Source organism: Nitrosomonas sp. JL21, assembly GCF_009833095.1.
Classification (GTDB): domain Bacteria; phylum Pseudomonadota; class Gammaproteobacteria; order Burkholderiales; family Nitrosomonadaceae; genus Nitrosomonas.
This window is the reverse complement of record NZ_QRCB01000030.1, coordinates 82,201-91,711: the sequence shown is the minus strand read 5'-3', so window position 1 is coordinate 91,711 and position 9,511 is coordinate 82,201. Positions and strand designations below refer to the sequence as shown.

Below are 9,511 nucleotides of genomic sequence, written 5' to 3'. Positions count from 1 at the left end.
CTCACGGGCTATGACCAGTCGGTCTCCAACTTTAGTACCAATATCTGGTCACTAAAGGAATAAAGCACCCCGCCGCAAGCAGCGGGGAATTGTACCCGCAGAGATTAAACCGACAAGCGGGAGCGCTCTTTCTCATCGCAGAAAGAGCGCTCCCGCGACATTGCGAGAATTGCTTTTAATGAATCCCTCAGCCAGACTGAGGGGATTCATTCAACAGCTATCAATCCATCACCCGCGAGAAACCGCTGAAGGCCGTCGAATCATAGCGCTTTTAGGTCAAGCTCGCTCATTCCACTAAAAAGTATGAATAGCCATTTCTAGCGGCTATAATGTGCAATCTTGTAATGAATCGGTTATTGAGTTCCACTCTTGTTCATTTTCCACCAACCACCCCGACAGCATGACTGGTAATAAAGCTTTAGTTGTACGCCCGGTGATGTCCTATCGTGACATGGGGAAATTCATCGATGTGCCCTGGCACGTGTATGCCAATGACCCGATGTGGGTACCTCCATTGCGACTGGAGCGACGATTTCATTTCTCCCGCTTCAATCCTTATTTTAAACACGGCGAGTGGCAGGCATGGGTAGCGTATCAAAACGGTCAACCCGTGGGACGGATCAGCGCCCAGATCGACTCTTTGCATCAGGAGCGTTATGGTTCGGATAGCGGACATTTCGGGCTGCTCGAATGCATCGATGATTCCGAAGTCTTGAACGCTCTGTTGCTGCATGCCGAAGCGTGGCTGGCCTCGCGGCAAATTCGCCGCATCACTGGCCCGTTCAATCTGTCGATCAACCAGGAATGCGGCATTCTGGTCGATGGCTTCGATACCCCGCCGGTTGTGATGATGCCGCACTCTCCGCGCTGGTATGCGCCGTTACTGGAAGAGCAGGGCTATTTGCCGGTAAAGGATTTACTGGCGTATAAAATCAATGTCGATTTTGAAATACCCCGCGTGATGCAGTTGCTGATCAACCGTTTCTCGTCCCGGATCACGTTACGCACATTGAAACGCGATCAATTCGCGGCGGAAATGGAGGTGCTGCGCGATATTTTCAACGACGCCTGGTCCGAGAACTGGGGATTCATTCCGTTCACCCAGGAAGAATTTGCAGAACTGGGAAACAGCTTGCGGCTATTGTTACCGGATGAGTATATCCAGATTGCCGAAGTCAAGGGCAAGCCGGCGGCGTTCATGGTCGGGCTCCCCAATCTCAATGAAGTATTGCACGAGCTGAACGGCAGCTTGTTTCCGTTCGGTTGGCTCAAACTCATTAGAAAAATCAAACATCACGACATTCGCACTGCCCGCATTCCATTGATGGGTGTCCGCAAGGAATTTCATAATACCCCGACGGGCATGGCATTGGCGTGTCTGGTCATCGATGCGCCACGCCAGGTCGGCATCGAACATGGCATCCGGGAAGTCGAATTGTCCTGGATCCTGGAAGATAATGTCGCCATGCGCAATATACTCGACAGTATCGGCAGCAAACCTTACAAACGCTATCGCATCTATGGAAAAACACTGTGAATGACGAGCTTGAAGGCGCTCGGCAGCAATTTGCCGCCATTGTTCTAGCCGCCGATCGCACCGATAAGGATCCTATCACACGTTATACCGGCGCGGCCTGCAAAGCGTTCGCGCCCGTCGGCGGCATACCGATGGTGATCCGCGTTCTGGATGCGCTGGCGGCTTGCGATCTGATCGGTACCGTTGTGTTATGCGGCCCGCCGCAAGCACTGCACGCGCAATGCCCGGAATTGGAACGGCGCATCGCCGCTGGCCGAATCATCTGGTTGCCCAATCTGGACTCTCCGAGCCGCAGCGCCGAAAGCTGCCTCAATCACATCCCAAGCAATCTGCCAGTATTAGTGACCACGGCTGATCATGCGCTGCTGACACCGGACATCGTGCGGGATTTCCTGCACAAATCAATAGAAACTAACGCCGACGCCACTGCCGGCACCATTGAGCAACAGCATATCGCCGCTGCATTTCCCCATTCAAAGCGCACTGTGATAAAGCTGCGTGATGGCGGGTTCTGCGGTTGCAATTTATTCACCTTTAAACCGCAAGGGCGGACTCTGGTCGGATTCTGGCGGCAAGCGGAGGATTTACGCAAGCGCCCGTGGCGTCTCATCGCGCAAGTTCTTGGGTGGCGAACTGTTCTTTCCTATCTGTTCGGGCGCTTGACCCTGCAGCACGCCCTAGCTGCCATTTCCCAAAAAGCAGGCGTCGACATTGAAGCCATCGTGCTCGATGATCCCCGCGCCGGTGTCGATGTCGATAAAATCGAGGATCTGCACCTGGCTGAATCGATACTGGCTGGCAAACCGCATACCGCGATACCAGCAATGATTGACCGTAGCGAATGACTGCCGAAGCTGACCGAATGACGATGCATGAAACTGATTGAACGATATATCGCACGCGAAATACTGCTGCCTTTCACGGTAGTCCTTCTGATTCTTGTCGGATTGTTCGCCAGTTTCAGCAGCGCCCGCTTATTGGCGGGCGCTGTCACCGAAACACTCGGCATCGCGGCATTACTTAAGCTGGTATTGCTGAAGACGCTGATTGCATTGGAAGTGCTGATTCCGATCGCGTTGTATATTTCAGTCATCATGGGCTTGGGCAGACTGAACAAGGATCAGGAGCTGAATGTCATCCGCTCGGTCGGCATCAGCGGTACGCGAATCGTGCTCACGGTATTGACCGTCGCCATTCCGGTAGGATTCGTCAGCGGCATGCTGTCATCGTATGTACGGCCATGGGCGTATGCCGAAAGTTATATTCTGGATGCTCAGGCGGAAGCCGAGCTGAACACCAATCGCTTTCAGGCCGGACGTTTCCATGGCAGCGAGCGCACCGGCAGAATTGTGTACGTGCGCAGCAAGAATGATGCTGCCAAACAGATGAACGATATTTTTCACTATATCAAACGCCCGGAAGGCAGCGAAATCGTCCTCGCCCAGCACGCGCAGCAGGTTCAGCCGACCGCGGCCGATCATAGACCCCACATCCTGTTATCCGATGGCATCGTATATCGATTGAGCAGCAACGCCACCATCGATGACGTGATTCAATTCAAGGATATGACTTATTTTATCGATACCGAATATGTCATGAACTACCGGCGCAAAGCCGCCGCGACCCGGACATTGTGGGAGTCCTCTCAACCCCGCGACATCGCCGAACTGCAATGGCGAATTTCCCGCCCGTTGGCCACCATCCTGCTGGCGCTGATCGCAATTGCGTTTATTCGCATCTCCCCGCGGCAGGATAAAAGCGATCGCACCTATCTGATCGCAGCGCTGGTGTTCGCCGGTTATTACAATTTGGCGGGATTGGCCAAAACCTGGGTGGAACAGGGTGTCGTGGGCAGTATACCCGGCGTATGGTGGCTGGAATTGCTCATGGCGTGCGGACTCGCCACTTATGCGATAATCATCAGGAAACGAAGGCAGGCTCACTGATCATGGTCATTTATCGCTATATCGCCTATCAGGTACAGATCGGTTTTATGATCGCCATTGCGATTCTTCTGCCGTTATTCAGTTTCTTCGATTTACTCGATCAGCTCGATGATGTCGGTCGAGGCACCTACCGCGTCCACGACGCCTTCTGGTACACTGCCCTGCTCCTGCCGCGCAGATTTATTCAAATCGCGCCTTTCGTGGCTTTGCTGGGCACTGTCATCGCGCTCGGAAAATTAGCGGTGCATTCCGAGCTGATTGCCATGCGCGTTGCCGGCCTATCTCCACTGCGCATCAGTCTGGCGCCGCTCAGTATCGGCATGGTTTTGCTGCTCAGCGTAGCCGCGCTGGAACAATTCGTCGCACCCCAACTGCAACAGAAAGCCATCACCCTGCGCGCTCTTGCACTGGAACAAAGTGCCGAGCTTGGCAAGAATCTGGGCATCTGGACACGAAACGAAAAAAACATCCTGCGCATCGGTCATATGCTGCACACTAAAAAAGCCATCGGCATTGAAATCCTGCAGATCGATCAGGAAGGTTTCTTGCAGACCCACACATTGGCCGAGTCTGCCGACATCGTTAATGACGACATCTGGAGATTGAATAATGTCGTCATCCGGACGTTTTCCGGCGATCAAATCACGATACAACATGCCGATTTCCTGGATTGGCCCTCGTTTCTGAATCCTGAAGATGTCTTGACACTGACCAAACCGCCGGAAAGCCTTTCTCCGGTGGAATTGGTGCGCCATGTTGAATTTCTGCGCAGCACCAGCCAAGATGCCGATGCATATGCCCTAGCATTATGGCGTAAAGTCGGCAGTGCGTTCATGACCATTGCGATGCTGCTGCTCTCCATTCCGTTTGTGTTCGGCTCGATCCGCACCGGTCTGAGCAATAAACTGGTGTTTGCGGCCTTGATCGGCGTGGCCGTGTATCTGATTGATCAAATCATCGCCAACGTCGGGCTCATATTACATGTAAACCCTGCCGCCATCGCACTGGTGCCGAGCTTAACCATGATCATCGTGGCGAATGTGTGGTTACGCAGAACTTTTTGACGAAGCTCCGGGCACGATAGCGGATATTCAGTAGGCAAATTGCGGCATCGGATGAAAAACACAGTTGACGAAGCATGAATGAATATCGCAAACCCGATGCCAAGCAATATGATCAAGTACGGTAGTCTTTCAGAGCTTCTATAAGGAATAATCTGCGAATAAGCTGTCATTGTGACCATAAACTGTCTAAAATCCCATCAGCGGCGCCATTGATTCTATGACTTAGCCATCTGACGATTGAACACTCAATCCAGATCCCATCAATCAGCAATCATTCATCTCATGTCGACTTCAACATATATTTATATTTTCGGTGAAAATGACACCAAAATTTGGGGGCTCACGGGTCGGGAACGCTTGCAACGCATGCTCAGCTCGCATCAAAACATCAAGCTTGTCAATGCTGTCGACACGATTCCCGACACCGCGCCTGTTCTTTTCCTTAACGCCAATTTTTTGTTCGATGCGCGGGTCATCAGCGCGATACTGGGTTTGGAAAAGAAAGTCGTATTGAACAGTAACGATGACTGTCCTGCGGCGATACGTTCAGATGGCAATCAGGCAGCTCCGCTCCTGAGAAATTTGAACAGCAGCGCCGATCATCATCACAAATTCGCATCGCTGATTCTTCCGCGCATCCACTTATCCGACCTGAACATCGACGTTCAGAAAAACCTCAAGAAAAAAGATCCGCCGTATATTTTCCCGATCAGCGACTCCAATCGCTCATTATTGGAAAATGAACTGTTTTCCGGTTCGTACAAAGGCGTCACCGATCTCGTTACGAAATGGGTCTGGCCAGTCCCGGCATTCTGGGTAACCCAGCTATGTGTGCGGCACGGCTGGCAACCCAATCATGTCACCTATGCCAGCGTCGTATTTGCCGTTCTGGCGGGATTCGCCTTCTGGTTCGGCTGGTTTGCTATCGGCTTGTTGATGGGTTGGCTCATGACCTTTCTGGACACCGTGGATGGCAAGCTGGCGCGCGTGACCGTCACGTCAAGCCGTTGGGGAGACATTCTCGATCATGGATTGGATATCATTCACCCGCCGCTCTGGTATCTGGCATGGGGAGTGGGCTTATCCACTACCGCCACGCCCATCAGCGGCCTCGGCATACTGATGGTGTTGATGTTCATCGGCTACGTCGGCGGGCGGATTTGTGAAGGTATTTTTCACTATTGGCTGGCGCATTTCGACATGTTCATCTGGGAAAAGCTCGATTCCTTCAACCGCCTCATCACCGCTCGGCGCAATCCCAATCTCATTCTGCTGACGTATGGATGGCTCATCGACCAGCCTGCACTTGGATTGCTGCTGGTCGTGATCTGGCATTTGATCTCTACAGCCATTCTGGGTTGGCGCTTGCTCACCGGATGGCGAACCAAACAAACGCAAGGAACGTTGAAATCGTGGCTCGAGGATATCGATCCCGCGCGCGACCGGGATCTATGGGCAGTAAAAATTTTCACCCGCGCTCCCCTCCACTTGACCAAACCTTCTGCCATCTCTGTTAACTAAGCTCATTTCTGGATCTAATGACACTTCAAGCACGGATTGAACGCTTACACGCTGGAACAGCCAAAGTGGGCTGTTTGCTCAATCCGCTGAGCGGTCAAGTGCGCAAGCGCATGCCGGCTATTCAACGAGGATTGGATAACATTCCCGGCCTGCTGATACATCAAGCGCAGGATGCGGCCTCATTCAAAACTGCGATCACTCAATTACTGAAAGCAAATATCGATGTGCTGGTCATCATCGCCGGCGATGGCACCACCCACGCGATACTCGGCCATCTATTCGCGGCATTGACCCCTGATCAATGGCCATTGGTGATGATCATCCCCGGCGGCACCACCAACATGACGCCGCTGGACCTGGGTGCACGCGATAAACCTGATCGGGCCATCGAGCGCTTGCATGACTTCTTGCTCAACCCTACGGCGCCTGGTCTGGTCGATCGGCCCGTGCTGCGTATCGAACAAAGAGGAATCGGCGCGATATACGGTATGTTCTTCGCCGTCGGATTGATCGCCCGCGGCGTGAAATTTTCACGCAGCCCGGTCAAGCAAATCGGCGTCACCGGCAGTATTTTCACCGCTTTGATCATGTTTCGATCTCTGATCGGGATGATCAGCGGCATGCTACTCGGGCGCCAGCACTCCGAATGGGCGCCGGTTGAGTTGACTCTGACGCAGGCTGACGGCAGCGTTCAGCACGGCACTTATCTGTTCGCGCTGGTCAGCGCGCTGGATTGCCTGCTGCTCAACCTACGGCCTTATTGGGGACAAGAGCAGGCGCCGCTGCATGTCACGCTGGTCGACCAGCATCCTCGCCGCCTTTGGCGTTCATTATGGCCGCTATTGTCAGGAAAAGGCAGAAGCCTAACAGAATCAGACGGCTACCATAGCCATAACATGGATTCCCTGACGCTGTATTTTGATGACGAATTCATCGTGGATGGCGAATTGTATCATTCGGAAAGCCTCCAAGAACCGTTGCGAATCAGCGCAACACATCCCATAACCTTCTTAGTTTTAAAGGACACTGTGAATATCATGACCCATTCCATACCCGGTTCGGCCGGGCCATTACCCATTCGATTGCTCAATGAAGTTGCCTGGGAGAGCAACAAACCGGTATCTCCCGACCTGATTCCTGTGGTGGATTCTTTGATCATGCGCTTTGGCGAATCGGTCGAAGCCGTGATGCTGTATGGTTCCTGCCTGCATTCCGACATCAGCCTGGATGAGGGCATCGTCGACTTATATGTCGTGGTCGATAGTTATTACAAGGCTTATCAGCAGCGGTATCTGGCCAATCTGAACACCTGGCTGGCGCCGAATGTGTTTTATCTGGAAATACCGCATCAGGGTAAGATGCTACGCGCCAAATACGCGGTCATTTCCATCGGCGATTTTGAACAGGGCGCGCAATTCTGGTTCCATCCCTATATATGGGCACGTTTTGCGCAACCGTCACGATTGCTCTACAGTCGAAATAATGCCGTCAAGGAGCGCATCAATTCGGCATCGGCGCATTCTGTAGTGACTTTTCTGAAATCCGGCGTTCCGGCACTGGAAGCGGGCGTTTATGATGTCAAGGACATCTGGACGCGCTGCTTGACGCTGACCTACGCCGCCGAGCTGCGCGCTGAAAAGGAATCGCGCGCACACCATCTGGCGCTCGTCAATCTGAGCGCGTTCACTCGTCTGACTGAAGTCGCCAGTCCGATGCTGACCGGCATTCTGGAAAAGCTGGAAAATGGTAAATACCGCTGCCTGAGCGATCCCGAAACACAACGCAAAACCCTCTGGCTCTGGCGTTTGCGCCGCTGGCAGGGAAGAGTGCTGTCCATCTTGCGCTTAGCCAAAGCGACGCTGACTTTCAACAATAGCGTCGAATACGCCGCCTGGAAAATAGAACGTCATACCGGCGTACAAGTCAAAGTCACGCCGACCATGCGCCGCTACCCGATTTTATGGGGACTGACTATCGCCTGGGAACTCCTGCGCCGCGGCGTCCTGCGCTAAAAAGCTGTATGAAAAGTATGCTTCTCAGAATTGACAATCTCAACCGGACTTTTTGGAGACCCACATGAATGCTTTGAATCGTTTATTTTTACTGGTGTCACTGGTGGCCCTCGCAGCGTGCTCCACGATGTACCTCGAAGGTCTGGAAAAAGTCGGCATCCCGAAACGGGATGTGATGGTTTACCGCGTTGAAAAGGCACGCGACACACAGCAGGAAACCAAGGAACAATTCAAGTCGGCACTCGAGCAATTCACTGCCGCCACCAACTTCAGCGGCGGCGACCTGGAAGATACCTATAAGCGCTTGAATGATGCGTATGAAGCCAGCGTCAGCAAAGCCGACGAAGTCAAAAGCCGCATCGCCGATATCGAAAGCGTATCCGACGCCTTATTCACTGAGTGGAAACAGGAAATCACTCAATACAACAATGCGTCGATGAAACAGAACAGCCAGAAAAAACTCGATGCCACGCAAGCACACTACCAGCAATTGATCAAATCGATGAAACAGGCCGAAGCCAAGATCCAGCCGATCCTGACGGTATTCCACGATCAAGTCATGTACCTCAAGCACAACCTGAATGCCCGCGCCATCGCTTCGCTGAAGGGAGAATTGGGCAATATCCAATCCGATGTCTCCAATTTGATCGCTTCGATGGAAAAATCGATCAATGAAGCCAATGCGTTTATCAGTACGATGGAAAATAAATGATAGAATAGGTCTCTGATAGAATTGATAAAATCAAGCACGGCAGCGCCAGAACACAACAACCTCTTTTAACTGCCGATCAATTTTGCCGAAACCTCAGTCTATCAATCAAGTCGTTATTATTAAACTCATTTTTAGAGAAGATTTATGATGAAAACACAGCTTGCTTCATTACTTTTTTATGGTGTCATTGCATTTATCACGCTCGGTTCCGGCATCGTCCTCGCCGAAACAGGCAACGCCGTGCACTACAGCGACAAATTCCAGGGCAGGAAAACCGCCAATGGCGACATTTTTGATCAAAACGGACTGACCGCTGCTCATAAGAAGTTCCCGTATGGCTCGCAGGTCAAAGTCACCAATCTGGCCAATAATCAAAGCGTCGTGGTCACGATCAACGACCGGATGAGACGCCGCAACAAGAACATCATCGATGTCACGTCGCGCGCGGCAAAGGAACTCGGCTTCATCAAGAAAGGCCGCGCCCGGGTCAGCCTTGAGTTGGTGAGATAAGAATTACCTACAACATGAAGATTGCGGCGTCATCTCAATAGAATGCGCTGCAATCTTTAGCGTAAAGCAGTAGAAAATCAATTACGAAGTAACCGAGTTTATTAAAAATCGATGTAGAGCCTAAGGAAAATCATCGGATCCGCACGGTTTTTCTTACCGAATCCGATTGGCCAGCTTTTCGGAATGATTTAAAAGCCTTGGAAAAGATG

The 9,511-nt window shown here is 52.1% G+C and carries 8 protein-coding genes; all 8 read left to right on the top strand.

The features are described 5' to 3' along the window. Positions 1-400 precede the first annotated feature (400 nt). The 8 genes from ABF87_RS10435 to ABF87_RS10400 all read left to right on the top strand — a co-directional run bounded on the left by ABF87_RS10435 (position 401) and on the right by ABF87_RS10400 (position 9,302). The gene (locus tag ABF87_RS10435; RefSeq protein WP_160829062.1) at positions 401-1,537 is read left to right on the top strand and encodes an N-acetyltransferase; all 1,137 of its coding nucleotides are present in this window, start codon (positions 401-403) and stop codon (positions 1,535-1,537) included. Continuing rightward, entirely contained in the window at positions 1,534-2,382 is an 849-nt protein-coding gene (locus tag ABF87_RS10430) for a nucleotidyltransferase family protein (RefSeq protein WP_160829061.1), read from the top strand. Before ABF87_RS10435 ends, ABF87_RS10430 begins: the two co-directional genes overlap by 4 nt. A 27-nt stretch (positions 2,383-2,409) precedes the next feature. Continuing rightward, the gene (lptF, locus tag ABF87_RS10425; protein ID WP_160829060.1) at positions 2,410-3,483 is read left to right on the top strand and encodes an LPS export ABC transporter permease LptF; all 1,074 of its coding nucleotides are present in this window, start codon (positions 2,410-2,412) and stop codon (positions 3,481-3,483) included. Further along, entirely contained in the window at positions 3,405-4,547 is a 1,143-nt protein-coding gene (lptG, locus tag ABF87_RS10420) for an LPS export ABC transporter permease LptG (RefSeq protein WP_345789904.1), read from the top strand. Before lptF ends, lptG begins: the two co-directional genes overlap by 79 nt. A 282-nt stretch (positions 4,548-4,829) precedes the next feature. Next, positions 4,830-6,068 carry a CDP-alcohol phosphatidyltransferase family protein gene (locus tag ABF87_RS10415; RefSeq protein ID WP_160829059.1) on the top strand — a complete coding sequence of 413 codons (1,239 nt, stop codon included), beginning with the start codon at positions 4,830-4,832 and terminating at the stop codon, positions 6,066-6,068. A gap of 17 nt (positions 6,069-6,085) precedes the next feature. Next, on the top strand, positions 6,086-8,080 hold the full coding sequence (locus ABF87_RS10410; RefSeq protein WP_160829058.1) for a diacylglycerol kinase family protein: 1,995 nt from the start codon (positions 6,086-6,088) through the stop codon (positions 8,078-8,080). 64 nt (positions 8,081-8,144) lie between these two features. After that, positions 8,145-8,792 carry a DUF2959 domain-containing protein gene (locus ABF87_RS10405; protein WP_160829057.1) on the top strand — a complete coding sequence of 216 codons (648 nt, stop codon included), beginning with the start codon at positions 8,145-8,147 and terminating at the stop codon, positions 8,790-8,792. A gap of 144 nt (positions 8,793-8,936) precedes the next feature. Then, the gene (locus ABF87_RS10400; RefSeq protein ID WP_160829056.1) at positions 8,937-9,302 is read left to right on the top strand and encodes a septal ring lytic transglycosylase RlpA family protein; all 366 of its coding nucleotides are present in this window, start codon (positions 8,937-8,939) and stop codon (positions 9,300-9,302) included. Positions 9,303-9,511: the final 209 nt, after the last annotated feature.

What these genes read in the sequence shown, in the direction of transcription:
- ABF87_RS10415 (WP_160829059.1), top strand. Translation starts at nt 4,830, where the DNA reads ATGTCGACTTCAACATATATTTATATTTTCGGTGAAAATGACACCAAA.
- ABF87_RS10435 (WP_160829062.1), top strand. Translation starts at nt 401, where the DNA reads ATGACTGGTAATAAAGCTTTAGTTGTACGCCCGGTGATGTCCTATCGT.
- ABF87_RS10400 (WP_160829056.1), top strand. Translation starts at nt 8,937, where the DNA reads ATGATGAAAACACAGCTTGCTTCATTACTTTTTTATGGTGTCATTGCA.
- lptF (WP_160829060.1), top strand. Translation starts at nt 2,410, where the DNA reads ATGAAACTGATTGAACGATATATCGCACGCGAAATACTGCTGCCTTTC.
- lptG (WP_345789904.1), top strand. Translation starts at nt 3,405, where the DNA reads ATGGTGGCTGGAATTGCTCATGGCGTGCGGACTCGCCACTTATGCGAT.
- ABF87_RS10405 (WP_160829057.1), top strand. Translation starts at nt 8,145, where the DNA reads ATGAATGCTTTGAATCGTTTATTTTTACTGGTGTCACTGGTGGCCCTC.
- ABF87_RS10410 (WP_160829058.1), top strand. Translation starts at nt 6,086, where the DNA reads ATGACACTTCAAGCACGGATTGAACGCTTACACGCTGGAACAGCCAAA.